The following is a 26,296-nucleotide window of genomic DNA, read 5'->3' on the forward strand; positions in this document are numbered from 1 at the left end:
CAATGCTCTCGATCCCGTCATGCGCAGTTCACACGCGGCGCATAGACGTCGAGGACGTTCACACTCCACTCATCACGCGAACAGGACCACGATGCGCAGACTCCGCGCCGCAAGCCTCCTCGCCGTCGTCGCACTCGGAGCCGCCACCGCCGCTCCGATCGCCTCGGCCGCCCCTCTCGACGACGGCGTCGAGCTCACCCTGGTGTCGACGACCGACACGCACGGGCACGTCTACGACTGGGACTACTTCGCGAACGCGCCGTACCCGGCCGACGGTGCGCTCGGCCTCACCCGCGTCGCGACCGAGGTCGACCGCCTCCGCGCCGAGAAGGGCGAGGAGTCCGTGCTCGTCATGGACAACGGCGACGCGATCCAGGGCACGCCACTCACCTACTACTACGGCCTCGGCGACGGCGCCGCGGGCGTCCTCTCCGGCGAGACGACGCACCCGATGGCCACCGCGTTCAACACCATCGGCTACGACGCGCAGGTCGTCGGCAACCACGAGTACAACTACGGGCTCGACATGCTCAGCGCGTACGAGGGCGACCTGAACGCCCCGCTGCTGGGCGCGAACGTCGTCGACGTCGCCACCGGCAAGCCGTACCACGACCCCTACACGCTGATCGAGCGCGAGATCGACGGGAAGACGGTCACCGTCGGCGTCCTCGGCCTCGTCACCCCCGGCGTCCGCGTCTGGGACAAGCAGTACGTCGACGGCGTCCTCGAGTTCCAGGACATGGTCGCCGCCGCGAAGCAGTGGGTCCCGATCGTGCAGGAGCAGGCGGACGTGGTCGTCGTCCTCGCGCACACCGGCCAGGGCACGGTCCCGGACGCCGAGTACGACGCCGCCGACCTCAACGAGGACGTCGTCAACAACATCGCGACGCAGGTCCCCGGCATCGACGTGGTCGTCGCCGGCCACAGCCACAAGGACCTGCCGCAGACGCTGTTCACCAACGTCGCCGGCGAGCAGGTGCTGGTCACCCAGCCCGAGTTCTGGGCGCAGGGCCTCACCGAGGTCACCCTGAACCTGGTGCCGGACGCCGCGGGCGGCCTCGAGGTCGACTGGTCGGCCGGGAACGCACCCGTCACGCAGCCCGTCTACGCGAAGGACATCGCCGAGGAGTCGCCCGCACTGGTCGACGCCCTCGCCGAGCAGCACGCCGCCACGATCGAGTACGTGAACACCCCCGTCGCCGACTCGGTCGAGGAGCTCTCGGCCGCGACCTCGCGCTACGAGGACACCCCGATCATCGACTTCATCAACACCGTCCAGGCCGAGACCGTCGAGTCGGCGCTCGAGGGCACCGAGTGGGCCGACCTGCCGGTGATCTCGCAGGCGTCGCCGTTCTCGCGCACCGCCGTCTTCCCGAAGGGGCAGGTCAGCATCCGCGACATCGCGGGCCTGTACATCTACGAGAACACCCTCCGCGGAGTGGAGCTGACCGGAGCCGAGGTGCGCGACTACCTCGAGTTCTCGGCCCGCTACTTCGTGCAGACCGCCGAGGGCGCCGTGTTCGACCCCGAGACCGGCACCAACGCGACGACCGAGGACCGCCCCGACGGCATCCCGGACTACAACTACGACGCGATCTCGGGCCTGGACTACGTGATCGACGTCTCCCAGCCCGCCGGCTCGCGGATCCGCGGTCTCGCCCACGCCGACGGCACCCCGGTCGCCGACGACGATCGCTTCGTGATGGCGGTCAACAACTACCGCCAGAGCGGCGGAGGCGCCTACCCGGCCGTCGCGCAGGCACCGCTCGTCTACGACGAGCGTCTCGAGATCCGCCAGCTTCTCATCGACTGGTCGACCGCCCGCGGCGTGATCGACCAGGCCGACTTCTACGACCCCAACTGGTCGCTGACGACGGAGCCCGCCGCCGAGGTCCCGGTCACCCCGGCGCCGACCGAGCCCGGCACCCCGACGGAGCAGCCCACCACAGCTCCGTCGCCGCACCCCACCACCACGGCGGCCCCCGTCGCGGGAGGCTCCGGCCCGGGCTCGCTCGCGAACACCGGCGCCGACGCGGCCGGCCTGATCGGCGGAGCCCTCGTGCTGCTGCTGTCGGGTCTCGCGCTGGTCGTCGCGCGACGCCGCCTCGCGGCCTAGCCGAGCAGGGCACGGGCGGCGGTCGGCGGGGTCTCCCGCCGGCCGCCGTTCGCCGTTCCGGAGGATCGCGGGACGATCGGGCCGCGGACCGGCGGCTCAGTCCCCGCGGCGTCGCGACCGGCGGGCCCGCCAGGCCGAGAACGCCCCGGTCGACCAGAGCGCCCAGACCACCAGCAGGGGCTGGAAGACGAGCCGCACCGCGCGCGCCGCGTCCGTCTCGAGGCCGAACGCCGGCGTCCGCGTCACCAGCTGCGAGATGTTCCCCGGGAAGACCGCGACGAAGAACGCCGCCACCACGACTCCCACGATCACGCGCCACCGCACGAGCACGACGAGCGCGAGCCCGAGCGCGATCTCGACGACGCCCGACGCGACGACCACCAGGTCCGGGTCGGCCGGCAGCCACGGCGGGACCTGCGCCTGGAAGGCCTGACGCGCGACCGTCAGGTGCGCCGTGCCGGCCGTGACGAGCAGCAGGCCCAGGAGGATGCGGGCGAGAGTGCGCGGGAGGGAGCGGCGTCCTCCGTCGGTCGCTGTGGCGGCGGTCATGCCCCCAGTCTGCGCTCGGAGCCCGCTCGCGCCGACCGCGAGCGCGTTCCGGCGGCGCCCCGTATCCTCGTTACCGCCCCGTCCGCAGACCGTGAAACGAGTTCCATGAGCACCCTGCCCCGCCTGATGGCCTTCGACCTCGACGACACCCTCGCCGCCTCGAAGTCCCCCGTCGACCCGGCGATGGCCGACCTCTTCGTGAAGCTGCTCCAGGCCACCGAGGTGTGCATCATCTCGGGCGGCCAGATCGGCCAGTTCCGGATGCAGGTGCTCGACCGCCTCGAGGGCGCCGACCCCGAGGTCCTCGCGAAGCTGCACCTCATGCCCACCTGCGGCACGCAGTACTACCGGTACGAGAACGGCGACTGGGCGCAGATCTACGCCGAGAACCTCACCGAGGACGAGAAGTCGCGCGCGCTCGCCGCCGTCGAGGAGAAGGCGAAGGAGCTCGGCTACTGGGAGTCCGAGACCTGGGGCCCGATCCTCGAGGACCGCGACTCGCAGATCACCTTCTCGGCCCTCGGCCAGTCCGCGCCCGTCGAGGTCAAGCAGGCCTGGGACCCGGACGGCGAGAAGAAGAACACCCTCCGCGAGGCCGTGCAGGCCGTGCTCCCCGACCTCGAGGTGCGCTCCGGCGGCTCGACGTCGGTCGACATCACCCGCAAGGGCATCGACAAGGCGTACGGGATGAACAAGCTCACCGAGCTGACGGGCATCCCTCTCGACGACATGATCTTCGTCGGCGACCGCCTCGACCCGGACGGCAACGACTACCCCGTCAAGGCGATGGGCGTCGAGTGCTTCGCCGTCGAGGGCTGGCACGACACCGCCGCGTACCTCCGCTCCTACGGCCTGTAGGCCGCGCCCCGCGAGCCTCTGCCGCGGCGGGGGCGCTGCGGCAGGGCGGCGCCGGGCGGGCGTCGTTCAGCGGTCCTCGTTCAGCGAGCCGGCGGCGGTGCCGCCGAGGGCGAGCCGGAGCCGCTTGGGCAGTCCGGCGACGACGATCGCGTGGGACTCCTCGATCAGCTCCAGCACCAGCCCGGACTCCACCGCCCCGCCCGCATCGACGGTCACCCAGTGCTTCTTGTTCAGGTGGTACCCGGGCTCGATGCCCTCGACCCCCGCGACGAGGTGCACCACGTTCTCGGGCAGCGCCTTGACGCTCACGACGGGGCGCTCGAAGCGCTCCGACTCGAGCGCGAAGACCTTCCCGGCGACCTTCCACACCCGCGTGCCCGGGCCGAACGGGAAGCTCGCCTCCGCCCCCGCGAGCCCCTCGAGGAGCCGCCGTACCGCCGTGTCGTCCATCCGATCATCCTCCCGCACCCGACTGCGCCGGAGGCGGAACGCGCCCGCTCACCGGACCCGACCCGAGTCCCATCGGAGCGGCGCCCGTCGCCGCCGCTCCGGCGCCGAGGTCGGACGACGCGACGGCAGCGTCGGAGGAGCCGGAACGGAGCGGACGTCCTGATGGGTCGATGAGCGACTGCGGATGCGCCGGCGATCCTCCTCTCGCCGCCGGGGATCCGCGAACGAGCCCGCGCCCGGCCGAGGTGAGGCCGATCAGTCGGATCACGACGAGGCCGTGCAGTCGACGGAGACGCTGCACCTGAACGAGGAGGACGCCCTCGGGAGGCGGTCCTGCCCGTGCGCGCCTGGTGACGGAATCACGAAGGCCGTAGAGGCCATCCTCCGATCGGCCTTGTAGGGGTTCCTCGGGCGGGAAAGCGAGCGGGGAGACGCATCCGGGCAGCCGACACCGGAGCGCCTCATCCGGCCGGACTCACGGCCCGATCGATCCGCCAGGAGAGAGAAGGAACACAAGCGGGAGACGGCTCTGCGCCTCACCTGTCGATCAATCATCTCTCTTGCGGCAGAACAGGGCGACCTCGGAGTGAGGCGGATAGTCGTTCCGCCGCCGTTTCGGAGCCTCTCTCATCTGTCTCGAGATCGTCGAACCCCGTTGCGTGGAATTACTTGGTGTGCAGTAGTCTCAGGCCTGCCGCGGGAAGGACAGCCCTCTCGCGAAATCAATCGTCGCGGAAAAACTCTCGGGACGCTGCGACATGAGCAGTGGATCTTCCGAGGGAACGTCTGCCGTCTACGGCTCAGGTCGTTCGTTGAAGATCCGCAGGCCATTCGTCCAACCAGAGAGGCATATTATGTCGAACACGTCCCCTTCTGATTCGCCCGTTCCGGCTCGCAATGCGGTTCCCGGCCGCCGGACCGTCCTGCAGGCGGCCGCATGGACCACTCCCGTCGTCGTCGCGGCGATCGGTGCGCCGCTCGCCGCCGCATCGGCCCCGGTGACCGTGCGCACGGTCGCTTTCGTCGACCAGGAGGGTGGCGATGCCACTACTTCCTACACGACGAGCAGCTGCAACCCGTTCAACGCCTACCTCCAGGTGAGCGATTCCGGAGTTCCGGCCGCCGCAGGCATCGCGGTGACGGTGACTCTGCCGACCGCGCTGCGCTGGTACGACGGCACGGCCACACCTCGCACGCTGTTCACGGGTGCCGGCGGAAGCCTCCTCCTGGAGGGCTTCAACGGTCTGCGTTTCGCCACCGCCGGAGTCAGCCAGACGGGCACCATCACGGCCACGACAGCAGGCGTGGTGAATCCGGCCCAGCCGACCGTTCCCGTGGCCGATGCGACCACCGCAGCGATCGTGAACGGCACCAGCGGCACCCGCACCTCGACCTTCCGCGGACGTCGCAACAATGTCGAGTCCGAGATGCCGGAAGCTGTCACCACTGTGGTCGATTTCGCAGTCGCGTGGACCGGCGTCGGTGACACGGCTGCGTCTGCGACCTACCTGAGCTACGTCGTCTCCCAGGACGGCGACGTCTACTCGCACACCGCCCCCTCCGGCGGCTTCTACGAGTGGGACACGACGACCCCCATCCGCATCGGCATGACCAGCATCGCGGCGGATGACGGTCTGATCATCGCCGGCGGCGACCGCGGAGCCCGCCTGTTCTCGGCCAGCGGCAGCACGGTGTACGACTGGGACGGCGTCGCGCTCGCGGCCGCGCCCGGAGGCCGCACTGTCCTCGACATCGCCGTGTCGTTCAGCGACGACAGCCTGTGGCGGGTGTCGCTCGTCGCGACCGACGGGACGGCATGGGAGGCGACGAAGACCATCGAGGCCGGAGCGTCTTGGTCGCCGTGGACGCAGGTCCTCGCCACAGTCACCGGGCTGCGTCAGGTCGCCGCCGACACCCAGGTCTTCGGCGCGACGCGTCGCATCTTCGCGACGACGGCCGCTGTGTTCGACCAGGACGGCACCCAGCTCACCGCACTTCCGGCCGGACGCACGGCGAAGGACCTCGGAGTCGAGATCGGCGGCAACTGGATCAACGTGATCGGTGACAACAACCAGTACTACCGCACCCCGTTGAGCAACCCCGGGACGTGGGACAGCAACAGCACCGGCAGCCCCGTCGTCACGATCACGAACGTCACCAGCGTGGCGTCGGCCTCGACGCCGAACATCGGCATCCGCGCGTTCTACGTGGCAGGCGCGGCACTCTGCGGCTGAGCTGATCACCAGGGGGCGCCCTGACGACGGCGCGCCCCCCGAGCAGGACTCGCGGGTCCGGTGACGTCCTCCCCTCGATCACCGAGGGAGGACGTCACCGGACCCGCTCGTGCGAGCGGATGCCTCGCTCACAGGACGACCGGCTCGGGCGGACGGGGACAGGGCCTCGATCCCCGGTCGCGCTCACCGGCCCGAACCCGACACGACCCGAGCGATCCGCGACGTCCTGAACGGAGAGCGGAAGCGCCCCGGGAAGCCGTGACACGGCTCGTCATCGGCTCCGAGCAGCTCCCCGTCGAGGCAGGATCGTCCGCCGGCGAGGCACTCGCCCCCGGAGCGCCCGACCACGGGCGCCTGGCCGCGGCCGTGGCCGGAGCCGATGACCGCAGACGCATGCGCCGATCTCGGCTCCACGCCCAGGAGCACTCCGGCGCAGCACCTGTCCGTCTCGATGAGCACGAGTGTGCCGTCGTCGTTTCCGGCAGCGGAAGCGTCCTGCTCGTCCCTGCCGGCGACGACGTGCCCGCCGTCGGTGTCCGACGATCGTCCGCCGGTCTCCCCTCGCGAGCTCTCGCGGCGCCTCTCCCGAGTCTTCTCCTGCCGTTGCGCGTCACGCCCCATCGACAGCGGCGGGACGCCGCGACACCGCATCAGCACCGGACGCACGAGCGCCGACCGCGCGAGCCGAGAGACCTGAGCCGCCCGACGGATCCGACCCGCCGAACCACCTCGACTCCCCGTGCTCGGGACGTCTCCGCCGCCGACGTCCGAGCGGTCGTCGACGGCGCACAACGGAGGTCCGAGCGCGTCCTCATCGTCGGGGAATAGTCGGAATAGCCGAGAGCATCCCCTAGGAGGGGCCTTTGCGCGGAGCTTCGCTCAGGACGGAGGAGCACGACGCCCGACCACTACGCTGAGGGCAGGTCGCTTATGCGAGAGAACAGCGGTCAGTCGCAGACAGGGCTCACACGGTGAAACTGCAAACACCCACTTCCACGAAGAGCTCTTCCTCCGAGAAGGGCCGGAGCTCCTGGTCCCGAGCAGTGGCCAGAAAACTCGTCATCACCGATGTCCTCGTCATCGTGTTCTCGGTCTTCAGCAGTCAGTTCTTCTGGTTCGGAGTGGAGAGCCGAGAATTGTTCGTGGCCGGCCATCAGCCGGAGATCGCGGGCCTGCTCGCGAACTACTGGATCGTCTCCTCGATGATCGTGGTGCTGTGGGCCGCCCTGTTGAAGTTCTACGCCACACGCGAAGACCGTGTCCTCGGCGGAGAGGTGACGGAGTACAAGCGCATCCTCGATGCGACGCTCCTGCTGTTCGCCGTGATCACGTGCGTCGCCTACCTCGGCCAGATCGGCTTCGCCCGCGGGTACATCATCACCGCGCTCCCGCTCGGCCTCGTCCTGCTCTGGCTCGGACGCGGAGCCTGGAGGGTGTGGCTGCGGCAGCAGCGGAGCGCGGGCCGGTACTCCTCGTCCGTCGTCCTCGTCGGCTCGCCACGGAGCGTCGAGCACATCTACCGCGAGCTCGTCCGCGCCCCCGGGGCCGGGTATCTCGTTGTCGGCGTGTGCATCCCCGAGGATCTGGCCAGCGATCGGGTGAGCGGGTGGGGGGTGCCTGTCTTCGAGAACATCACGGTGGATGCGGTGCCGGGCATCCTGAACCGGACCGGCGCCGATACCGTCATCATCACGAGCAGCGACCACCTGCCACCCGAGCAGATCCGACAGTTGAGCTGGAGTCTCGAGCCGAGGCGCCAGCACCTGGTCATGGCGCCGAGCCTCACCGACATCAGCGGACCGAGGATCCACATGCGCCCGGTGGCGGGCCTTCCTCTCGTGCACATCGAGACACCTCGATTCGAGGGCAGCAAGCAGGCCCGCAAGCGTGCCCTCGACATCGTCGGATCGCTGAGCCTCATCGCCGTGCTGATGCCTCTCATCGCCTCGGTCGCACTGGCCGTCAAGCTGACGAGCTCGGGGCCCCTGTTCTATCGCCAGACGCGGATCGGCATCAACGGCAAGCCCTTCGGCATGATCAAGTTCCGCTCGATGGTGGTGAACGCTCATGATCAGCTCGCCGAGCTGCTCGCCGCTCAGGGAACGTCCGGAACACCACTGTTCAAGATCACTGACGACCCTCGCATCACACCGATCGGACGCTTCATGCGCAAGTACTCGATCGACGAGGTCCCTCAGCTCTTCAACGTGCTGAGAGGCGACATGTCGCTCGTCGGGCCGCGGCCGCAGGTGGCGGGAGAAGTCGAGCTCTACGACGAGGCCGCGCGCCGGCGCCTCAACGTCAAGCCGGGCATGACCGGGCTCTGGCAGGTCAGCGGGCGGTCGACGCTCTCCTGGGAGGACGCCATCCGACTGGATCTCTACTACGTGGAGAACTGGTCGTTCACCGGGGACCTCGCGCTGCTCGCGAGAACCGTGCAGGCCGTCGTCGCCCCCGGAGGCGGCGCCCACTGACGCATCGGGCCACCGCGCGAGCGGCCGGTCCTCACATCTCGGTGACGACCGCGTCGTCGATGCCGACCGTTCCCGCGGCGGGGTCGTTCAGGCCGACGGTCACGCGGAAATGCGACGCCCAGGACGGCGCCTGGCGATCCACGCCGGTCGCGGGTCTTACCCGGAACGGGAGTGCCGCGGCCATCGCCGCCATCGACTGCGTCGTCGAGGAGACGGGCTCCGAGCGGACGGTGACAGGGATGCCGCGGGCGTCACGACCGGAGACGGTGACGAAGGACTCCGAGACGATCATCGACCCGTTCGCAGCGGCCTGTCCGATGACGAGGTCGGCGGCGTAGACCCGCCCGGGTCTGCTGAGCACATCGAACGAGAGACTCGTCTGTCCGGTGCCTGTTTTCCGGACCAGGAGCCGCCCTGACGCGACGGCGAGCGTGGCCGACGGGCTCGCACTCCGAGAGGTGGCGTCCGGAGTGTCCAGGTACGCGTCCGCGACCGTGCCCACATCGAAGGCTCCATCGACGAGCCGGTTCGCGGCGCGGTGGACGAGAACCGAGGTCGGCACGACGGAGGGCTCGTCCAGGATCGAGACGTCCGCCAACCGGACGAGTCCGGTCCCTCCGACGAGGTAGCCCGATGCCGGAGCGACGTTGCGGAAGGAGGTGCTCGTCACGACGATCCCGCCTCCCCAGCTCCTGTGAGCCGTCTCGAAGACTGTGGCCGCCGCCAGCGGGGCGGCGGCGGAGACCGTGCCGCCGTTGATGCTGATCCTGGCCGTCGTCGTCGCAGCGGTGGAGAACGCGCTGACCGTGCTCGCCGGGGTCAGGCGGACGGTCGCAGCGTGCAGCGTGACGGCACCCCCTGAAGCCTCGACCGCGCGATCGCATCCGCTGATGGCCAGCGACGTCGTGTGCAGCTCGCCACTGGTCGACGCGGAGGACAGTCCCGTCGTGCACGAGCGCACAGAACCGCCGACCATCGCGAGATTCGACCCAGGGGCAGTGCCGGCGACCAGGACGCCCGTGCCGCACTCCTCCACGGCCACGTGGAAGAGGCGCAGATGCTCGGCGCCGGGACCGAACCGGACACCCGTCTCGAATCCGATGATCTCCACTCCGTACAGTCCTGCGCCTCGGACGCCTGTCGCCGAGGACAGCTCGAGGCCGACGGATCCAGGAGCCGCTCGGCCGGGACCCGTGAGGCGCAGTCCGCGCAGGCTCACGCGCGTGTGCGGCGCATCATCGGAGGCCTCGGAGGCGGTGAGGACGAGCGCCGATCCCGACACCGCCGTCGCATCGACATCGCCTCCGGCGAACTCCATCGACACACGCGAGAGGTCGATCGTCAAGGGTGCTGTCAGCACGACGGGCTCGGAGACGACCAGGAAGGACTCGGTCGCGAGGGCGTGAGCCGCGTCGAGAGCGGCCCGGAGCCGCTGCTCAGCAGTCGCTCCCGGGAACTCGGTCGAGTCCCGGAAGCCGTCCAGCCGTGCGTCCGGGAAGGCGTTGGCCGCTGTCGCCGGGGGGGCCGTCGCCACCGCCGTCACGGCGCCCGCGCCCGCTGCCGCCGTCAGGCTCAGAAGCGCCCGTCGTCCTCGATCCCGCGATGATGCTCCCATTCCCGAACAGTACGGAGGAAAGGCCGCCGTCACGACCGCCGTTCACACCCCCCGCACGGCGCACACTGCTGCACGATGTCTCACCTTCAGCGCGAGGGCAGCCTGTGGACCACGTCTGCTGTGCTCAGCTCCAGGAGGAAACTGAGCACGTCCTCCTCGAGGACCTCTCGGGGGACGCCGAACTCGTCGGCGAGCCCCGCGAGGATCTCGACGGTCGTGGACGGATGCTCGAGCCTTCTCCAGATCGCGTGCGCCGTGCCCTTCAGCACGAGGGGCACGGGAAACGGTGACAACAGGTTCAGCAGCACCGCCTGCGCGTCGTCCTCGACGAAGGCCAGCTGATCGGATCGCGCCCACACGGCGTGATCCAGAGCTCCCGGATCGACGGTGGTCACGAGTGGGTCGCATTCTCTCGGCGACGGCGTCGACGATCGGCGGCGAGCGAGCGCACGAGCCCGAGGAACGCCCGCAGATCTGACAACGACGGCCGATCGAAGCGGACCATCCCCGTCTCCGCAGCCCTCCGGCGCGCCCGGCGTGTGAGACCGATCACGGTCGTCAGCGCGGACACGATCAGCACGATGCGCCGCTTCCCTGTGGCCTCGACGAAGGCGAGCGCCCAGTGATAGCTGGACCGTCCCGTTCCGGCCACCCGCAGATCCCACAACCGGCGCTCGTGCACGGCCAGGTCGTCCGGCACGTCCAGCCCGAGGGCGTGGAGCACCGGGCGGAGGGGGTAGGCGCTGCGGGTGCTCTCGACGAGCAGGAGCAGCGCCTCCCGGTCCGATTCGCTCGCGCCCCTGAGGAACCCGATGACCGACTCGAGCTCGGACGTGCTCCGGGCAAGGAGGGGATCCTTCAGCGCGTGGAGCGCGACGACGACCGCGCCGGCGACCGGGGAGGGCACAGCGACCCTCCTGTGCGCGATCGTCACGGTCCGGTGCGACGTCCACAGCACGTCGAGGACTTCCTCCGGCTCTGCGAAGAATCCGGGGTAGCGGTCGTGCACGTCGATGTCGCAGGTCCACTGCGGATGGAACAGGGTCACGGAGTGCACCGGGTACGCGCGCGGGGCCGGGCGGTCGGGCCGGGGGATCCATCCGCGCTCGGCCAGCAGGTCGACGAGGCGCTGGACGTCCGCCGGGTGGACGAGCACGTCGACATCGCTGGACACGCGTCTCGTGCGGATGCCCTGTGCATGGGCGGTGGGCCCCTTGATGAACAGGGCGCGGAGCCCGTGCGTGGAGGAGAGGTGCGCGGTGAGGGCGTGTGCGAGGTGTACCGCATCATCGAGGGAGAGCTCGGTCGTCGCGGGTGCGGAGCTCACCGTCGATCCGACAACTGCCGGTGCCGACCGGTGGACGGCGCCGGACGCACCGCCATGGATCGCGACACCGCCGCTGCCCGTCGCTCCGAGTCGAGGCCGGACCGGGCGATCGAGGTCGTCGCCGGCAGCGGCTCGGAGGCGAGCGATGCGGCGTACGCCAGCGCGATCCACACGGTCAAGGCGGTCCACGCGGGGGCGGAGGCCAGAGCGACGGCGAGGAAGACCCCCAGACCCAGTGCCGTCCCGTTGCGCCGATATCCCCGCACGATCAGCATCACGAGGAGGACGGCGAAGAGGGCCAGGGCGATCACTCCGGTCTCGGCAGCGAGCTGGGCGTAGACGTTGTTCGCGAGACCGCGAGAGGCGCCGTTCGAGGTGAGCCCCGCCACCGCCTGGGAGTAGTCGGTCCTCCACACGCCGAACCGGCCGGGTCCGACTCCGAACAGCGGATTGTCCGCGGCCATGGTGAAGCCCGTGCTCGACGACTGGGATCGGACGTTCAGCGAGCGGGTGCCGACGTCGACGGCGCCTGTGCCCAGTCCGAGCTTCGAGAGCTGCGCGAGGACGAAGCGCTGCAGGGCGGGAACGAGCAGGACGATCACCGCGCCCAGCGCGCCGACGCTGAAGATCTGCACTCCCACTCCCCGCTGGGGGCGGAGCGTCGCCGTGAGGACCGCCGCAGAGACGGTCGCGATCAGTGCCGACGTCGACTGCGAGTAGACGAGGCAGGCGACGGCGGCGGCGATTCCGATGCGGTCGCGACGGCGCAGGCAGGCGAACAGCGCGATCCCGGCGAAGAAACCGAGGTAGTTCCCCTCGAGGAACGGGCCGTTCCTCGGCAGGCTGACGCCGAAGGTCGCCCCCATCTGAATCGTCGAGTTGAGGAGAGCGGGCAGCGGGACCCCGGCGAGGTGGAGGGCCAGCTGGATCGCGCAGAAGACGAAAGCGAGGCGGACGGCGATCGAGAGAGCCCGCTCCATGTCCTGGAATCCCAGTCGGTGGCCGACGTACCACCAGACCGCGAGGGCCAGCAGAGCGTATCCGCAGTAGAGGATCATGTCGTTGGTGAAGCCCAGGTCATAGCCGTAGGCGGCTGGAACCTCGGGTTGCTTGAACAGGAATGCCCAGATCGTCGCCAGAACGACCAGCGCACCGAGCCCCAGCACGATCTCCCGTCCCACCGGCGTGGACCGGTCCTTCTGGACGGTGATCACGGAGAAGCCGATGGCCAGGATGACGGCGATCTCGGTGATCTTCAGCGGAGAGCCGACCTGAATGGTGAGCGCCTGCTGGAACGGCATGAAGACGATGGCGAGGAACAGAAGCCGCTGGACGACATCCAGACGCGCCGCGCCCTCTCGCGTCGTCGCGGTCGCAGCGCCCCCTCGAGCCATCGCGCGCCTCATCTCCGACGTGATCGAGCATCGATCGTCTCCTGCAGCAGCTCCGTTCAGCTCTGTAGGACTACAGACTAACCACGGTCCCGGTCCCCCGGAGGTGGTCCCCTTTCGACCTCATACCGTCGGCCGGGAGCACATAGGATCGCTCACGGAGTCATGCCGACGGACCGCGTGGTCGGTGAGGGATCCTGTCCGATGGTCATCGACAGGGACCGGAGCCTTCCACGGCTCGGCCAAGCCGGAAGGGCGCGAACGGTTGACAAGCGGATCCACACTCGCTGAGGACTGGCGCGAAGGCGAGCGCACGATCGTGCACGTGACGGAGAGCTTCGGCGCAGGTACCGCGTCGGCGATCAGCGACTACGTAGCGGCCACGCCCGCCTTCCAGCACAGGCTCGTGTATTCACCGCGGGAGGACTCTCCGGTACCGGAGAGCGCCTTCGCGTCGTTCGCAGGCGTGACGGCGCTGCCGACAGGGCACGTCGCCCGAGTCCGCGCTCTGCGAACGGTTCTGGCCGGAATGCCGGGCGCTGTCGTGCACGCGCACTCCAGCTTCGGCGGAGCGTACGCGCGCCTCGCGGTCCGGGCGGGCCGGCGACGTCCGATCGTCTACACGCCGCACTGCTACGGCTTCGAGCGCCGAGACCTCCCGCTGCCCGCCCGGGCGGCGTTCCGGGTCTTCGAGGGCGTCCTCGCCTTCAACACCACCGTGTTCGCCGCCTGCTCAGCTCGCGAGGCCCGTCTGAGCCGGTGGCCGTTCAGCCGGGCGGAGGTCGTGCACGTCCCCAACTCGGTGCCCGCCTCGCTCCCGCCCGCCACTCGCCCCGGCGGGCCGAGGCCTCTCCGCCTCGTCGGCGCCGGTCGGCTCTCGACGCACAAGGATCCCCGATTCTTCGCCGAGGCCGTGGAGGCCGTGCGCGCCGCCGGCCATTCCGTCGACGCGACGTGGATCGGCGGAGGCGAGGGGCGTCACCGCACCGCCCTCGACCAGGCCGGCGTCCACGTCACCGGCTGGCTCAGCCGCGACGAGGCGCTCCGCCGACTGGGCGATGCCGACGTGTACCTGCACAGCGCGCAGTGGGAGGGGATGCCGATGGCCGTTCTGGAGGCGCACGGCATGGGGCTGGCCCTCGTCGTGCGGGACATCCCCGCCTTCGATCGCCTCGGCCTGCCCCTGGTCGCGCACTCCCCCCACGATGTGGCGTCGTACTGGGGCGATCTGGAGGACCCGGCGGCCCGTTCCCGTCTCGTCGCCGCCGCCGAGCACGCCCTCGCCCTGAACACCGTGCAGCACCAGTCGCAGATGCTCGAGCGGCTCTACCTCGGCCTGCTGCCGACCGCCCCTCGGAGGAGGAAGCCATGACGACAGTGCTCGTCTCCGCCCGTGTCCTCGACAGACAGGTCGGCGGCAACACCCGATACGCCCGCACCGTCTACAGCGGGCTCGCCGGACACGGCGTGCAGCACGTGCTGTCCCGACCTCCGATCGAGGGGGGCCGAGCCCGCAGCGCCGTCTACGGCGCCTATGAGGGACTCGTGCTGCCGAGGCTCCGCCCCTCCGGGATCGACGTCCTCCACTTCCCCGCGGACACGGGGCCGCTGGTTCCGAGCCGCCTCCCGATCGTCGGCACGATCCACGGGCTGGCGACACTCCACGTGGACGATGTGCGCGGCCGGAGCTCCGACCGGTTGTGGCGCCTGCGCGTCGCGCGTCTCGCAGCACTCTCGACCACGATCATCACGGTCTCCGATTCCTCCGCCCGGGACATCGCGACTGTCGCACCCGACGCCGCCGGGAAGATCGTCACCATCCCGCACGGGATCGACCACGACACGTTCAACACCCGCTCCACCGACCAGGACTCCGTCGCGCTCGACGAGCTGGGGATCGACGGCCCGTACTTCCTCTACGCGGGCAACCTCGACCCCCGCAAGAACATCATCGAGCTGTGCCGAGCCGCCTCGAAGGTCTTCGACGAGACGGGGGTGCCGCTCCTGGTGTCCGGCGCTCCGGCGTGGGAGAGCGACGCGATCCTCGAGGCGGTCCGCGGAACCCGCGGCGTGCGCTACCTCGGCCGCGTACCGGATGAGGCGCTCGTCCCGCTGCTCCGGGGAGCGCTCGCCTTCTGCTTCCCCTCCACCTACGAGGGCTTCGGCTTCCCGGTCGTCGAGGCCATGGCGTGCGGCGTTCCCGTCATCTGCAGCGATCGCGGGTCGCTCGCCGAGGTGGCGGGCGGCGCGGCGCTGACGCTCACCGACATCGGCGCGACGGCGATCGCCGATCACATGCGCGAGATCGTCGCCGATCCGTCCCTCCGCAACGACCTGCGGAGCCGGGGTCTGATCAACGCTCGACGATTCCACTGGTCGGACTCCATCGCAGCGCATGCTCGCGTCTTCGAGGAGGCCGCGCGGTGAGGGTCACGATCGTCCACGCCTACAGCACCACCAACTCCGGCGACGGCCTGCTCGTCGAGGAGGCGCGGGAGCTGGTCCTCTCGGCCCTGCCGACGGCGGAGATCACGCTCGTCGCCCTCGATCCCGCGAGCTTCGACGAGGAGCTCTACGAGAGTGTCCTGCACCCCCTCACCGGCCGTGCCGGCAGCATCGGCAGCCTCGAGACGCTGCGACGCGGTGGGGTCGCGCTGCTCTCCGGCCGCCGGAGCGCCGGCTACGCCCGGGCGATCGCCGGGTCCGACCTCGTCGTCGGCGTGGGGGGCGGCTACCTCCGCACCAAGAATCCCGTCGAAGTCGTCAAGATGATGTGCACCAACTTCGTCCAGATGCCCCGGCGCAGCGACCGCGTTCCGTTCGTCTACCTTCCGCAGAGCATCGGGCCGCTCAATCTCGGGACCCGCCGTGTGATCGCGGCGCGACTGGCCCGCGCCGTCGGGGTCTTCGCTCGGGACGACCGCTCCGTCGAGGAGCTGTCCGGCCTCGCGAACGTGCACCGCGCTCCCGACATGGCCCTTCTGGGCCTCCCCGACGAGTTCGATCCGAGGACCGTCGTGCGGGCCGGAGCTCCCGGGCCCGTCGGGATCGTCGCCCGCGCGCTGTCCTCGAGCCGGTCGCGACGTGCCGCCTACGAGTCGCGGATCGACGCCCTCGCGCGCGATCCGGAGTCGGAGCTGCTCGCTCAAGCCACCGCTCGCGGCAACAACGATCCGCAGTTCTACGAGCGGCTCGGCCACGAAGGGCCATTCCGCCTGCTCCGCGACGCGGTCGGCAGCGGAGTCGCGGATCGGCCGGCGGTCGTGGTCTCGGTCCGGCTGCACGGCAGCATCCAGACCATCCGCAGCGGCGTTCCGAGTGTCCATCTGAGCTACGAGCGGAAGGGATGGGGTGCCTACGACGACCTCGGGATCGACCGGTTCGTGCACAACGCCTTCGACGCCGATCTCTCGCTCATCCGCGACCAGATCGCTGAGCTGCGGGAGGACCCGTCCGACTACTGGAGGCGCGTCGGAGACTCCGTGTCGGCGCTGCGGATGCAGCGAGGACGACTCGTCGACCTCCTCGTCGACGCCTCCGGACCGGTCGGGCGCCCGTGAAGATCGTCTTCGCGAGCCACACCGCCGAGGTCGGGGTCTTCCGAGTGGGGAGCCACCACCTGGCTCGCGAGCTCTCGCGCCTCGGGAACACGGTGACCCACGTCTCGACGCCGTCCTCGCTCCTGCACGCGGGGCGCCTGCGGGACGCCACCGTGCGGGCCCGCTTCGGTCTTGCGCTGCGAGGTCCACGCACGGACGCGGCGGGCGTCGTGCACGCCGAACCGCTCACCGTCGCCCCACTGGGATCGCTCCCGGCGCGGATGCGGACGCCGTCTCTGCGGGTGCCGCTGCGGCCCTGGCGGGCGCCCAGTGGGGCGATGCGTCCTGATGTCCTCATCGTCGACCAGCCCCTGATGGGCGTGCCGCTCCTCGAGCTCCTGCAGCCGAAGCGTGTCGTCTACCGGCCCACGGACGCTCATTTCGAACCGGGGATGCGGGCGGCGGAGATCGAGCTCCTCGAGCGGGCGGACGCTCTCGTCGCCACGTCGGAGCCGGTGCTGCGCGTGGTCTCCGAGGGAGTGGCCGCGCCAGAGCGCACGCTGGTCCTCGAGAACGGAGTCGAGTACGAGCGGTTCCACGGTCTCGGTGCCGAGCGTGCGGGAGTCGTCTACCTCGGGGCGCTCGACCGCCGCTTCGACTGGGGAGGAGTCCGGATGCTCGCCTCGGCGTTCCCTGACGTCCCCTTCCGACTCGCCGGTCCGCTCCCGAAGAACGTGGAGACGCTGCCCGCGAACGTGGAGCTGCTCGGCGCCGTGCCCTACTCCCGGGCGCCCGCGCTGCTGAAGAGCGCCCGCGTCGGGCTGCTCCCGCTCTCGGACGACCCGGGCAACGCGGGTCGCAGCCCGATGAAGTACTTCGAGTACCTCGCCGCCGGCCTCAGGATCGTCTCGTCCGCCTCCCCTGCACTGCGAGCCCGCTCCGCCCCCGGCGTCTGGCTCTACGACGACCCTGCGGGCGCAGAGAACGGGCTGCGGTCCGCGCTGGAGGCTGCGGCGTCGGGACCCAACCGGGAGGGCTCGGTCTACGCGGAGCAGTACGGCTGGCACCGTCGCGCCGCCGACCTCGCACAGCTGCTCGACGCGGTGCTGGCGGCACCGCGCCGAGTGCGGCGCTGACGGCCCGTCCTCAGCGCCGCCAGCGGTCGATCGGGAAGGCGTCCAGCAGGGGCGCCGGATCCCACGCAGCCAGCGGGCGTCTAGGAGTGCAGCCGGATCCGCGTCGCGTGAGCCACGGCGGAGTCGAGATCATCGAAGAGGGTGTACTCCGACCCGGTCCGTCCTGTCCCCTCGAAGTAGTCCTGGTACGTGAACGGCGGCTCGGCGCTGAACGCCTCATTCGACTCCCTGCAGCTCGTTCATCGATTCAGCTCGGAATGCCGGAGGAAGCGGGGGTCTGCGCGGAGGCGAGCGAGCGTCGCCGCTCTCCTCCCCTTCCCGCCTCGTCCTCGACCTCGGCCTGCAGCGACGAGCGCCTCGTACACGGCGCCGTGCAGCGCTCCCACGAGGGAACGCTCGCGCTTGGACAGGTCGGGTCGCTCCCTCTCTCCGTGCCGGCGCGCTCGCTTGAGGCCCGCCTCCAACGCCGCCGGCGACACGGGGCCGTCGAACAGCTCCACCCAGCCGCTCCCGACCTCCGCGGCGAGGGCCCGCGTCGATCCGGTCGCCGGGACCAGGATCGTCTTCCGCGCGCCGAGGGCGAGCAGCGCGGCTCCGGAGTTGTAGAGGTACTTGTACGGCAGGGTGACGAGGTCCGCGCCTGCCAGGAGCTCGTCCAGCTCGGCGTCGTCGATGTGGCCGAGCCGCAGGTGGACGCGACCGTCGGCTCCGACCGCTCTGCGCACCTCGTCGGCGTACTCGGGGACAGCGGCCGCGCCGGCGATGACGAGTTCGCCGTCGGTGAGTGCGCTGAAGGCCGCGATCAGCTCCTCGAGTCCCTTGTAGGGCCGGATCTGCCCGAAGAACAGGATGCGCCGACCCGCTTCACGGGGGCCCGGGACAGAGGCCGACTCCGGATAGGCGCCGTGCAGGACGACGACTCCCCGGTCCAGGTCGTTCTCGTCGGACTCGTTCAGATAGATGCGGACGTCCGTGAGACGGTCCAGCCAGCGCGCGAGGAGAGTCTCGACGGCACTGCCCGATTCGTGCGGTCGGAGGTTGTGCATCGTCACGACGACCGGCGTCCCCGACGCGAGCAGCCGGGCGATGAGCCCGAAGGCGAGGGCGGACTTCAGCCAGCGGCGCGGGCCGCGCGGGGCACGGAAGAGGTACTCCGGCCAGTGCACGTGGAAGACGTCGTAGCGCCCGAGAAGGGCACGTCGCCAGGTGAACGCGACCGGTTCCACCGACGCCGGGAACGAACCGACGAGCAGCTCGATGTAGGGGTTGCTCGAGCCGGAGAAGTCCTTCACGGAGAAGAGCGCCCGGATCATTCGCGTGCTTCTCCTTCGTTCGTCTCTTCGGCGGACCGCCCCGGGCACCACGAGACGACCTGGGAGAGGGCACCACGGCCTGTGATCGGACCGCGACACGCCCGCTTCGGCGACGGAGCGGACGACCTCGGCCGGCGAGGGATGGTCTGACGCTACCAGTCGGGTTTCTCGAGGTCCGTCACCCGCCGCCCCCGTCAGAGTTCGGTGATGACGATCTCCGAGAAGCGAGTCACTCCTGCTGTCACCGATCCGAAGGTGAACCGCAGCCGGAAGTGCGTCGCCCACGCAGGAGCGACCCGGTTCCAGGTCGTCTGCTGATAGGTCTTGCGGAAGGGAGCCTGCGCGTTCGCGCCGGCGAGGTCGAGATTCGACACCGGGCGAGCGCTGCTCCGAGCGACGATCGGGATCCCCGACGAGGACACGCCGGTCACGGCGACGAAGGATTCGGACACGTACATCGTGCCCGTCGACGTGGATCCCGCGATGGTGAAGTCGACGCCGTACAGCAGCCCCGCTGTGACGGGGACGTCGATGGAGACCGCCGGACCGGGACCGCCGGCCACTCGGGTCATCAGCAGCTGGTTGCCGCTGGTGGTCAGCGTCATGGACGGGCTGGTGGTGCGGCTCGTCGCGTCGGCGCCGTTGAGGAACGCGTCGACGGGCGCTGCGAGAGAGAAGTTCCCGTCGACGAGCTTGTTCGCCGCCTTCGAATGCAGAATCGACCCCTGCCCCGAACCGCTGCCGTTCCCGTCCGAGGTGACGTGCTGGCTGATACGGACCTTCGCAGTGCCACCGGCGAGATATCCCGATTTCATCTGCGTATTGAACATCGACAGTTGATGGACCTGGATTCCGCCGCCCCACCCTCCTGCAGTGGTCTCGAAGAGGTAGTTGGCCACCGGGACCTGATGGAAGAAGAGGTGTCCGCCTGAGATCGAGATCTGCGCAGCTGTACTCGACCCGGTGACGAACTGCGAGAGCGTGGAGTTCGCGCCGCTCTCGTTGATCTCGATATGCGGCTGGTGCAGGATCACCCGACCCGCGTCGACCTTCACGGCCTGCACGCAGAAGTCGATCGACGTCGAGACGAAGTGCAGCTCGCCGTTCGGGTTGGCGTTGTAGACGCCGAGGGTGCTGGTGCCGATACCACCGCCGATGAACTTGATGTTCTCGCCGTAGTTGACTCTGCCTGCGGGCATGGAAACGGCCGTCCTGCAGCGGAAGATGTGGAAGTTGTAGAAGCTGATCAGGAACGCATCGTTCTCGAAGGACACGCCGGTCCCGAAGCCCGAGATCTCCAGGCCCCAGAGTCCGAGCCCGCGCGTGGTGGCGGCAGTCGTGCTGTCGGTGTTGAACAGGATTCCGGTGCTGGCCGTCGCGGACGCTCCCGGCCCCAGCAGACGGAGTCCGGTGATCGCCGCCCTGTTGTTGGGGTAGCCGGACGTGGCACTGCCGATCACCGTGAGAGCAGGACCGCTGGTGATGGCGGTCGCATTCAGCGGACCGCAGGTGAACTCGAGCGAGATGTACGAGGAGTCGATCACGAGGGTGCGCGTGATCTTGAAGCTCTTCGAGATCGTCAACGTGACCTCTTGGCGAGCGGCGACGAAATAGTCGATCGCGGCGCGGAGCTTGTCCTCGTCAGTGGTCCCGGCGAATTCGAGGTAGTTGTGGATTCCGTTGACGCGGGTCGCAGGTATAGTCTCGTCCGCGGCTTCCGCGGCGGGTGCGGCGACGACGGCGGCCGCGGCCGCGGCCCCTCCGTAGCGGAGGAACGTGCGGCGGGATCCGGGTCCTGTTTCGAGAGTCGTCGTCATCTCCTCATGCTCGGATCATCCCGCCATCGGCTGTCGACGGCCGCACCCCCCGACCGCGGAGGGAAGCAGAGGAGACTCTGTCGTTTTCCTGGAACGACGACGCGGATCCATGGTTCCGCCCCTAGAAGGGGGGCCCAAGGGGCGGATCCTTCTTCACGAGCGGCCGCTCTCACAGGATTGCAGGATCAGCAGCTTGCCGAACGCCAGCACCTGATAGACCACCGCCAGAGTCCACTCGCTCACCCGCCGCGGCTCGTCGACCGAGCCGACCGAGAACGGTGTGCGCAGGCAGCGAGACGCGATCGTGCGGACCCGGGTCACATGCGGAGTGGAGGTCATCAGTGCCACCGAGGTCCAGTCGTACTCCGAGGAGAGCGTGTTCAGCTCGGAGATCTCACCGCCCGTAGTGAACGGGGAGGGAGTGAAGCAGACGACTCTGACCTCCTCGCCGGCATCGCATTCGGCTCGGGCGAACGAACCGTTCTCCAGGCGCGGAGTCGAGAGCACGAGGGTGACATCCCGGTGCTCCTCGAGTAGAGCGAGCGCACGGCCGACCCTGCGATCAGTAGCAGGACCCAGCACCACGAGCGCATCGGCTCCCCCCACGGGATCGAGAACGGGGCGGACGAAGAGGGGCACCGCCACCGCGGCGAGCAGTGCGACGGCGAGGAGGACGGCGAGCCACGTGCGCCAGAGGATCCGCAGTGAGCGTGCGGCGGATCGATTCGGGACGACTCGTCGGAGGATCGTGCCGACCAGCGCCCCGACCGCCGTGCCCGCGAGAACCGAGAGGAGGCCGTACAGCACGCCACCGACCGACGGCGGAGTGACGATCATCTCGACGGTCGACGCCCCCTCGAGCAGCGCGAGCACTCCGAGTGCGGGGACGAAGGGTCGACGGCTGCTCGCCGCCACCAGCGCGGCTGCCGCCGCTGCAGCCGGTGAGGCGAGAGCGCAGACTGCGATCCCTTCTCCACCCAGGGCGTGGACGAGACCAGTCGGATCATGGGAGCGGGCGATCCGGACGAACTGCCGCGAGGAGTCCGATCCGAAGGGATCGGCGCAGACGAGCAGGAGCAGAAAGGCGAGGACCGCCGTGGTCCCGGCGACCCGCAGGCGCCACCGGCTCACCGGAGCCTCCCCGGCCGACCGTGTCACGCCCAGCAGCCCGCCTCCGCGGACGCGAGGCGATCGCGCTCGCGTGCGCGCCTGAGGACGGGAAGGACGGGGAGGTCCGAGAAGAGCGTCACAGGAGCGAACACTACCCAGGGGAAGGGACGAGGAGGACCTGAGCGGTCGGGCTTCCGCCGGATCCTCGCCGGCGGGTGGCACGCCGACAGGAGACGATGCGCAGGACTGCGGGTGGACGGGATCGCGACTCCGCCTCAAGCCCTCCGGGTCGGCCTCCGAGCCCGACGCCCCCGGGACCGCGTCCCCGGCGCCGCCTAGTCGTTGCCGAGGATGACGATGGCGGCAGTGGGGGGAAGCGCGTCCTCGTGATAGCGCTCGATCTCGTCGATGGCGATCGGGTCGGCCTGCTGGAGGAACTGGGTGAGGCGGGTGACCTCCTCGGTCTCGCCGATGGAGTCGGCGGCGCGGCGGAGGGCGTAGAGGGCGAGGAGGAAACCGCGGTTGGGTCCGTGGCGCCACGGGATGGGACCCTGGCCGCGCCAGCCGGCGGATCGCAGGAGGTCCAGACCGCGGTGGTAGCCGACGCGGGCGTAGGCGTAGGAGGGGAGGGCCGCGTCGATGCCCCAGACGCTGTCGGCGAGCAGTGCCCAGGCCAGCGGGGAGCGCGGGTGGGCGGCGGCGAGGGCGGCGAATTCGACGGCTCCCGGGTTCGCGTGCTTCGCGAGGGCCGCGGTGACCGCGGGCTCGTCGGGGAGGAGGGTCGGTTCGGGGCCCAGCAGGTTCTCGCCACTCATGCCTCCCAGGCTATCCCGCTCGCGGCTGTGCGGGTCCGGGGTCCGGCCGTCCGGCGCACGGCGGTCGTCCCTCCACAGGGGCGTCAGCGGAGGGAGCCGGGCGGTTCGCCGGTCGTCGCCGTCGTGCGCGGGGGTGCCGCCGATAGCATCGACCCATGGCGACGAACCGCAGTGAAGTCGAGGCCTGGCTCACGGACATGGACGGCGTGCTGGTGCACGAGAACAAGGCGCTCCCCGGCGCGCCCGAGCTGATCCAGGAGTGGACCGATTCGGGCACGCCGTTCCTGGTGCTGACGAACAACTCGATCTTCACGCCGCGGGATCTGGCGGCGCGGCTGCGCGGGTCGGGGCTGCACGTGCCGGAGGAGCGGATCTGGACGAGCGCTCTGGCGACGGCGGACTTCTGCGCGTCGCAGAAGCCGGGCGGGAGCGCGTTCGTGATCGGCGAGGCGGGGATCACCACCGCGCTGCACGAGGCGGGCTTCATCATGACGGAGACGGCGCCGGACTACGTGGTCGTGGGCGAGACCCGCAATTACAGCTTCGAGGCGATCACGAAGGCGATCCGCCTGATCGTCGCGGGTGCGCGCTTCATCGTCACCAATCCCGATGCGACGGGGCCGAGCGCCGAGGGCGTGCTCCCGGCGACGGGAGCTATCGCGGCGCTCATCACGAAGGCGACGGGCAAGGATCCGTACGTCGTCGGCAAGCCGAACCCGATGATGTTCCGCTCGGCGATGAACAAGATCGGCGCGCACAGCGAGAACACCGGGATGATCGGCGACCGGATGGACACCGACATCGTCGCGGGCATCGAGGCGGGCCTGCACACCGTGCTGGTGCTGACGGGGATCAGCGACGAGGCCGAGATCGAGCGCTACCCGTTCCGCCCGGACGAGGTGCTGAGCGGGGTGCACGAGCTCCTGTCGTCGGAGCCGCTGGAGTCGGAGTTCCCGCCGGATTCGGCGGTCTGAGTCCCGGCGGCCCGGCAGCGGGCCGGGCGCCGGTTCCTGACACGGCACCGCGGCTCGCGGGGGTCAGAAGCGGACGTGCTGCAGCACCCAGGCGTGCATCGCGACGGCTGCCGCCGCCGAGGCGTTGATCGACCGGGTCGAGCCGAACTGCGTGATCTCGAGCACGGCCTCCGAGGCGGCGATCGCCTCCTCCGAGAGGCCGGGTCCCTCCTGCCCGAACAGCAGGAGGCAGCGCTCGGGGAGCCGGTAGGTCTCGAGCGGAACGCAGCCGGGGACGTTGTCGACGGCGAGGAGGGGCACGTCCGCCTCCGCGGCCCACTGCACGAGGTCGGCCACCGTCTCGTGGTGCTGGACGTGCTGGTAGCGGTCGGTGACCATCGCGCCGCGCTTGTTCCAGCGCCGCCGGCCGACGATGTGGACGCCTTCCGCGCCGAACGCGTTGGCGCTGCGGACGATCGAGCCGATGTTCATGTCGTGCTGCCAGTTCTCGATCGCGACGTGGAACGGGTGCCGCGTGCGGTCGAGCTCCGCGACGATCGCGTCCATCCGCCAGTAGCGGAAGCGGTCGACCACGTTGCGCGCGTCGCCGCGCTCCAGCAGCTCCGGGTCGAGGCGGTCGTCCTCGGGCCGCTCCCCCTGCCAGGGGCCGACGCCGTTCGTGGTGAGCTCCACGGAGGCGGTGGGTCCGGTCGCGGGGGTCGCCTCGTTCTCCTGCACGACGAGCGATCCTACTGGGCGCTCCGCGGCTCGGCCGGGTGCACCGGGCCGGAGCCCAACGGCGTCCTCCGAGGCCCGAGCGACGGCGCGCGTCAGGCCGCGGGGGTGCCGGCGAGGGAGCCGGTCAGCTCGCCGCCGCCCGCCCGGTCGACGAAGCAGTAGTAGCTGCGCTCGCCCGCGTCCCACTGCTCCTGGGTGACGGGGAACGCACCGGCGACCTGCACGTCGCCGTAGGTCTCGGCCGCGGCGACGTCCACGACGCCCTGCGCCTGGCAGAGCGAGGAGACGGTGACGGCCAGGGCGTCCTGGCCGGGGAACACCGCGTCGGTCAGCTCCGCGGTGGAGACGAGCTGGGCGGAGTGGGCCCCCGCGCAGTCCACGACGGTGAACTCCTCCGCCCAGACGGAGTCGAAGGGCTCGACGCACTCGCCGCCGAGGAGCGCGCTCCAGGCCCAGGTGCCGACGGGCAGCGGTCCGACGGTCGGGAGGGTCGCGGTCGGCGTGGGCGAGGGGGTCGGCTCCTCCGTGGGCGTCTCGCTGACGACCGGGACGGCCTGCGGCTCTGCTCGGCCGCCGGCGCTCCCGACGGCGATGCCGATCGCGAAGAGCCCGGCGAGGAGGATCACCGCACCCGCCGCGATCAGGCCGATCAGGAGTCGGCGTCGGCTGAGCGTGCGCCACGCGGGCGCTGCGGCGGGCGCCGAGTCGCGTTCGCGGCTCTCGGGTCGGGACCGGGCGGAGCGGCGCTTCCGCGGCGGAGCGGCGTTGACGTGGGCGGCCGCGGGAGCGGTGCGGAAGGGCGCGGGCTCGGCGCGGTCGGCGGGCTCGGCGGCCGGCTCGAGGTTCCACGAGTAGGCGCCGGCGGTCTCGCGCCACAGCTCCTCGTCGCCGCCGTCCTCGTCGGGCTCGTCATGCGGAGCGACGACCTGCTCCCACACGGGCGGCTGGTCCCAGTCCCCGCGCGGGTCGGGCCACTCGTAGACGGCGGGCGGAGTCGGCTCGCGCGGAGTCGGCGGGGTCGCGCCGACCGGGCGTCCGTCAGCGGGGTAGAGGGCGCCGGAGCGGTCCGCCGGGTCGACGTCGGTCGAGGATCCGGCATCGGGCTCGTCGTCCGGCCGGTGGGCGCTGCGCAGTCCGGCGGGGGCGGTCGGCAGGTCGGCGGGAGGGTCGGTGTGCGGCAGGACCGGGCGCACGGAGTCCGCCCCGCGGCGATGCACCTCGGTGCGGCCGGCATCGGTGGAGGCGTCGGAGCCGGAGCCGTCGGCGTCGTCGTCGCGGAGGGGGGCGAAGAACGCGTCGAAGGCGTCCTCGTCGGACACGTCCGCGTCGGAGGCACTCGTGTCGCGGGCAGTCGTCCCACCGGCACCCGCCTCGCGGACACCCGTCTCGCGGGCACCCGCCTCGCGGGCACCCGCCTCGTGCACTCCCATGGCGCGGGCTCCCGTGTCGGAGACTCCCGTGTCGTCGCCCGGAGAGCTCCGTCCCTCGGCGGAGACGCCGTCGCGGTCGGAGGAGCGCTCCGGCTCCACGACCGTTCCGCGATCGGCATCGGCGTCCTGCTCCTCCACCCGAGCGGAGTCGTCCGCGGGTTTCGGGAGGTCGCCGTCGGCCTCCTCGGCGGCGGGCGTCGCGCTCAGCACGGGCTCCCCCGGCCACAGGCCGACCGGAGCGGCAGGGGTACGTCGCGACACCGCGTCGGAGTCGCTGTCGCTCGACGACGGTCCGGCCGCATCGGCGGAGGAGGCCGACTCGCTCGCAACCCTCCGCTCCTCCGCTGACGCGTGGGCCTCGTCGGCTGCGGACTCAGCAGGACCGGACGTCCGCTCCGCGCGCGACCGGTGCCCGCGAGATCATCGAGGAC

Annotated in this window: 21 protein-coding genes; 9 read left to right on the forward strand and 12 right to left on the reverse strand. The window is 70.5% G+C overall.

Translation table 11 applies throughout. The annotated features are described in order from the left end of the window. The first annotated feature begins 91 nt into the window (after window positions 1–91). A complete protein-coding gene (locus tag C5C30_RS10890) occupies window positions 92–2,116 on the forward strand; it encodes a bifunctional UDP-sugar hydrolase/5'-nucleotidase (protein ID WP_104247485.1) in 2,025 nt (674 codons plus the stop codon). A gap of 96 nt (window positions 2,117–2,212) precedes the next feature. On the opposite strand, the gene C5C30_RS10895 is transcribed toward C5C30_RS10890, so the two are convergent. Beyond that, window positions 2,213–2,665 carry a DoxX family membrane protein gene (locus tag C5C30_RS10895; RefSeq protein WP_104247486.1) on the reverse strand — a complete coding sequence of 151 codons (453 nt, stop codon included), beginning with the start codon at window positions 2,663–2,665 and terminating at the stop codon, window positions 2,213–2,215. Between the two features lie 105 nt (window positions 2,666–2,770). Between C5C30_RS10895 and C5C30_RS10900 the strand changes: the two genes are divergently transcribed. Continuing rightward, window positions 2,771–3,523 carry an HAD-IIB family hydrolase gene (locus tag C5C30_RS10900; RefSeq protein ID WP_104222786.1) on the forward strand — a complete coding sequence of 251 codons (753 nt, stop codon included), beginning with the start codon at window positions 2,771–2,773 and terminating at the stop codon, window positions 3,521–3,523. 66 nt (window positions 3,524–3,589) lie between these two features. Here the strand turns inward: C5C30_RS10900 and C5C30_RS10905 are convergent, their stop codons facing one another. Next, window positions 3,590–3,973, reverse strand: a complete 384-nt coding sequence (locus tag C5C30_RS10905) for an MmcQ/YjbR family DNA-binding protein (RefSeq protein ID WP_104222787.1) — start codon at window positions 3,971–3,973, stop codon at window positions 3,590–3,592. An 854-nt stretch (window positions 3,974–4,827) separates the two neighbouring features. Between C5C30_RS10905 and C5C30_RS10910 the strand changes: the two genes are divergently transcribed. Together C5C30_RS10910 and C5C30_RS10920 are read left to right on the forward strand one after the other, a co-directional pair. After that, on the forward strand, window positions 4,828–6,207 hold the full coding sequence (locus C5C30_RS10910; protein WP_146078822.1) for a hypothetical protein: 1,380 nt from the start codon (window positions 4,828–4,830) through the stop codon (window positions 6,205–6,207). Window positions 6,208–7,250: 1,043 nt separating this feature from the next. Beyond that, window positions 7,251–8,681 carry a sugar transferase gene (locus C5C30_RS10920; protein WP_258059309.1) on the forward strand — a complete coding sequence of 477 codons (1,431 nt, stop codon included), beginning with the start codon at window positions 7,251–7,253 and terminating at the stop codon, window positions 8,679–8,681. Between the two features lie 31 nt (window positions 8,682–8,712). Here the strand turns inward: C5C30_RS10920 and C5C30_RS10925 are convergent, their stop codons facing one another. The 4 genes from C5C30_RS10925 to C5C30_RS10940 form a co-directional block, all read right to left on the reverse strand. Beyond that, window positions 8,713–10,215 (reverse strand): hypothetical protein, encoded by a 1,503-nt coding sequence (locus C5C30_RS10925; RefSeq protein ID WP_146076940.1) that lies wholly within the window; start codon window positions 10,213–10,215, stop codon window positions 8,713–8,715. Window positions 10,216–10,382: 167 nt separating this feature from the next. Next, entirely contained in the window at window positions 10,383–10,691 is a 309-nt protein-coding gene (locus C5C30_RS17685) for a PqqD family protein (RefSeq protein WP_181027179.1), read from the reverse strand. After that, window positions 10,688–11,623 (reverse strand): nucleotidyltransferase family protein, encoded by a 936-nt coding sequence (locus C5C30_RS17345; protein WP_181027180.1) that lies wholly within the window; start codon window positions 11,621–11,623, stop codon window positions 10,688–10,690. The genes C5C30_RS17685 and C5C30_RS17345 overlap by 4 nt, the downstream gene beginning before the upstream one ends. After that, a complete protein-coding gene (locus C5C30_RS10940) occupies window positions 11,620–13,017 on the reverse strand; it encodes an O-antigen ligase (protein WP_181131549.1) in 1,398 nt (465 codons plus the stop codon). The genes C5C30_RS17345 and C5C30_RS10940 overlap by 4 nt, the downstream gene beginning before the upstream one ends. Between C5C30_RS10940 and C5C30_RS10945 the strand changes: the two genes are divergently transcribed. The 4 genes from C5C30_RS10945 to C5C30_RS10960 are packed head-to-tail and all read left to right on the forward strand — an operon-like array spanning window position 12,932 to window position 17,689. Next, a complete protein-coding gene (locus C5C30_RS10945) occupies window positions 12,932–14,386 on the forward strand; it encodes a glycosyltransferase family 4 protein (RefSeq protein WP_258065907.1) in 1,455 nt (484 codons plus the stop codon). The genes C5C30_RS10940 and C5C30_RS10945 overlap by 86 nt on opposite strands. After that, on the forward strand, window positions 14,383–15,441 hold the full coding sequence (locus C5C30_RS10950) for a glycosyltransferase family 1 protein (protein WP_104333715.1): 1,059 nt from the start codon (window positions 14,383–14,385) through the stop codon (window positions 15,439–15,441). Before C5C30_RS10945 ends, C5C30_RS10950 begins: the two co-directional genes overlap by 4 nt. After that, window positions 15,438–16,574 carry a polysaccharide pyruvyl transferase family protein gene (locus C5C30_RS10955; RefSeq protein ID WP_181027183.1) on the forward strand — a complete coding sequence of 379 codons (1,137 nt, stop codon included), beginning with the start codon at window positions 15,438–15,440 and terminating at the stop codon, window positions 16,572–16,574. Before C5C30_RS10950 ends, C5C30_RS10955 begins: the two co-directional genes overlap by 4 nt. Continuing rightward, entirely contained in the window at window positions 16,571–17,689 is a 1,119-nt protein-coding gene (locus C5C30_RS10960; RefSeq protein ID WP_104260947.1) for a glycosyltransferase, read from the forward strand. The genes C5C30_RS10955 and C5C30_RS10960 overlap by 4 nt, the downstream gene beginning before the upstream one ends. 239 nt (window positions 17,690–17,928) lie before the next feature. On the opposite strand, the gene C5C30_RS10965 is transcribed toward C5C30_RS10960, so the two are convergent. The 4 genes from C5C30_RS10965 to C5C30_RS10980 all read right to left on the reverse strand — a co-directional run bounded on the left by C5C30_RS10965 (window position 17,929) and on the right by C5C30_RS10980 (window position 22,744). After that, the gene (locus C5C30_RS10965; protein ID WP_104333716.1) at window positions 17,929–19,002 is read right to left on the reverse strand and encodes a glycosyltransferase; all 1,074 of its coding nucleotides are present in this window, start codon (window positions 19,000–19,002) and stop codon (window positions 17,929–17,931) included. A 194-nt stretch (window positions 19,003–19,196) separates the two neighbouring features. After that, the gene (locus tag C5C30_RS10970) at window positions 19,197–20,819 is read right to left on the reverse strand and encodes a twin-arginine translocation signal domain-containing protein (RefSeq protein WP_104222798.1); all 1,623 of its coding nucleotides are present in this window, start codon (window positions 20,817–20,819) and stop codon (window positions 19,197–19,199) included. Between the two features lie 153 nt (window positions 20,820–20,972). Continuing rightward, window positions 20,973–21,950 (reverse strand): ElyC/SanA/YdcF family protein, encoded by a 978-nt coding sequence (locus C5C30_RS10975; protein ID WP_104222799.1) that lies wholly within the window; start codon window positions 21,948–21,950, stop codon window positions 20,973–20,975. 314 nt (window positions 21,951–22,264) lie between these two features. Next, window positions 22,265–22,744: a DUF3151 domain-containing protein gene (locus tag C5C30_RS10980; protein WP_104225720.1), complete on the reverse strand. Its 480-nt coding sequence runs from the start codon at window positions 22,742–22,744 to the stop codon at window positions 22,265–22,267. Between the two features lie 155 nt (window positions 22,745–22,899). Here C5C30_RS10980 and C5C30_RS10985 point away from each other — a divergent pair, with 155 nt between their 5' ends. Beyond that, window positions 22,900–23,718 (forward strand): HAD-IIA family hydrolase, encoded by an 819-nt coding sequence (locus C5C30_RS10985; protein ID WP_104225721.1) that lies wholly within the window; start codon window positions 22,900–22,902, stop codon window positions 23,716–23,718. Between the two features lie 63 nt (window positions 23,719–23,781). Here the strand turns inward: C5C30_RS10985 and C5C30_RS10990 are convergent, their stop codons facing one another. Both C5C30_RS10990 and C5C30_RS10995 read right to left on the reverse strand, forming a co-directional pair. After that, complete coding sequence (locus C5C30_RS10990) at window positions 23,782–24,435, reverse strand: TrmH family RNA methyltransferase (RefSeq protein ID WP_104225722.1); 654 nt, start codon at window positions 24,433–24,435, stop codon at window positions 23,782–23,784. 92 nt (window positions 24,436–24,527) lie between these two features. Beyond that, on the reverse strand, window positions 24,528–26,126 hold the full coding sequence (locus C5C30_RS10995) for a septum formation family protein (RefSeq protein ID WP_146081515.1): 1,599 nt from the start codon (window positions 26,124–26,126) through the stop codon (window positions 24,528–24,530). Between the last annotated feature and the right edge of the window lie 170 nt (window positions 26,127–26,296).

The sequence above is a fragment of the Rathayibacter sp. AY2B5 genome (genome assembly GCF_002931645.1).
GTDB lineage: Bacteria > Actinomycetota > Actinomycetes > Actinomycetales > Microbacteriaceae > Rathayibacter.